2 protein-coding genes are annotated in these 2343 nt (G+C 62.2%); both read right to left on the reverse strand.

Annotation, left to right across the window (positions count from 1 at the left end; translation table 11 throughout):
* Positions 1 to 730: glycosyltransferase family 2 protein (locus IEN85_RS14795; protein ID WP_191617875.1), on the reverse strand; the 730-nt coding region annotated here is incomplete at its 3' end.
* A 312-nt stretch (positions 731 to 1042) separates the two neighbouring features.
* A partial coding sequence (locus IEN85_RS14800) for a glycosyltransferase family 2 protein (protein WP_191617876.1) occupies positions 1043 to 2343 on the reverse strand: 1301 nt, incomplete at its 5' end.

The raw sequence follows: 2343 nt of genomic DNA on the forward strand, positions 1-2343 counted from the left end.
CGACGGCGGCGAGTCCTCCGAAGAGGTGCAGGGGGCGGTCCTTGTAGTTCTTGAGGAAGTGCACGGTGAGCATGTCGAAGAACCCGCGAGCGAAGCGCTTGACCCCGTACTTGGAGACGCCGTGCTGGCGCGCGTGGTGGGTGACGACGATCTCGGCGCAGCGGTATCCCTCGATGGATGCGAGGCAGGGGATCATGCGGTGCATCTCCCCCTGCAGCTTGACGGCCTTGACGACCTCTGAGCGGTAGCACTTGAAGCCGCAGTTGTGGTCGTGCAGCTCGACTCCGTTGAGCTTGGAGACCATCTTGTTGAAGACGCGGCTGGGCAGGACCTTGTGCCAGGGGTCGTGGCGGGTCTGCTTGTATCCGGAGACCAGGTCGTAGCCCTCGGCGAGCTTCTGGAGGAAGCGGGGTATCTCCACGGGATCGTCCTGCAGGTCGGCGTCCATGGTGAAGACGACGTCTCCGGTGGCCCGCTCGAATCCGACGGCGAGGGCGCGAGCCTTGCCGACGTTTGCCCGCATCCTGACGGCCTTGACCTCCTCGGGGAAGGCGTCGGCGATGTCGCGCATGCGCTGCCAGGTGGAGTCGGTGCTGCCGTCGTCGACGAAGACGACTTCCAGGCGCTTGCCGAGCTTGCGGGTCTGGGAGCGTATGCCTTCGAAGAGGGGGCCCAAGGTGGCTTCCTCGTTCATGGCCGGGATGACGAATGTGATTTTTTGTGTGTTCATTGTGTTTCGTAGGTATGGGTTGTGTGTTGCCTGATGACTTGGCAGCAGGCGTGCCAAAGAGGGCTTAATGTTTCTCAAGTCCTTAATGATCAGTAGGAAATAAATTACCTAACCTGCGGCATCCAGTAATCCTAGCTTTGGTGCCCTGTACAAATTACAGGGGTGCTTGGGGCTGGGTCGGAGCTGCGGGCAAGATTTACAGCGTGAAACGCAGAGGGGGTCTTTTGAGGGGGCTCCAACAAAAAGCAGCCCTCCGAGGAGGGCTGCCGTTGCACACTAGCTGTTGATGTTAGTAGATCCTACGAACTCACTTTAGGCGGCGCTGTTGCCGACTGGAAAGGGGATGAGGTTTCGGGGTGTGTCGCTGCGTGGCGTCGGAAGCTCCTCGAAGCTAAGCTCCTCGATTGGCCCCGAGCAGTAGACCAGCTTTGCGCTGGGAGAGCGTTCAATGGCTTTGCGCAGGAAGGGGTCGCGCTCGAGGTGGCCTCGAGAGCGGTCGGTAAAAATGGTGGCGTCGAATTCGCGAGCTAGGTCAAAGGCGTCGTTCCAATTGTCCGCCACCAGGGCACGGTAGTGGGCATCCTCGAGGTGGGTGGCGTAGGCTTCTCGGTGTTCAGGGTCGTCAACCCGCAACACGGCGGCGCGAGCGCCGAACGAAGGCGTCGAAACGCGGGGAGCTGCGATTTCGAGGGGCGTGGAGATTTGGGTTTCACTTGCGATCGGGGAGTGCAGCTCGCCGCCTTTGCCCGAGATTGCCAATTCGTTGGTAAGGCCAATCGAGCCGAGCACGAGGGAGCAGGAAAGGGACGCTAGGGCCATGGAGAGCAGCTCCATGCCGATTCTGGGGCCAGAGAAACTTTGGAGGAGACCGGCGGCTGCGGAGCTGGCTCCGACTAGGAGCGCGACGGCGGCGAGTCCTCCGAAGAGGTGCAGGGGGCGGTCCTTGTAGTTCTTGAGGAAGTGCACGGTGAGCATGTCGAAGAACCCGCGAGCGAAGCGCTTGACCCCGTACTTGGAGACGCCGTGCTGGCGCGCGTGGTGGGTGACGACGATCTCGGCGCAGCGGTATCCCTCGATGGATGCGAGGCAGGGGATCATGCGGTGCATCTCCCCCTGCAGCTTGACGGCCTTGACGACCTCTGAGCGGTAGCACTTGAAGCCGCAGTTGTGGTCGTGCAGCTCGACTCCGTTGAGCTTGGAGACCATCTTGTTGAAGACGCGGCTGGGCAGGACCTTGTGCCAGGGGTCGTGGCGGGTCTGCTTGTATCCGGAGACCAGGTCGTAGCCCTCGGCGAGCTTCTGGAGGAAGCGGGGTATCTCCACGGGATCGTCCTGCAGGTCGGCGTCCATGGTGAAGACGACGTCTCCGGTGGCCCGCTCGAATCCGACGGCGAGGGCGCGAGCCTTGCCGACGTTTGCCCGCATCCTGACGGCCTTGACCTCCTCGGGGAAGGCGTCGGCGATGTCGCGCATGCGCTGCCAGGTGGAGTCGGTGCTGCCGTCGTCGACGAAGACGACTTCCAGGCGCTTGCCGAGCTTGCGGGTCTGGGAGCGTATGCCTTCGAAGAGGGGGCCCAAGGTGGCTTCCTCGTTCATGGCCGGGATGACGAATG

The sequence above is a fragment of the Pelagicoccus enzymogenes genome, from assembly GCF_014803405.1.
In the GTDB taxonomy this organism is placed as follows: domain Bacteria; phylum Verrucomicrobiota; class Verrucomicrobiia; order Opitutales; family Opitutaceae; genus Pelagicoccus; species Pelagicoccus enzymogenes.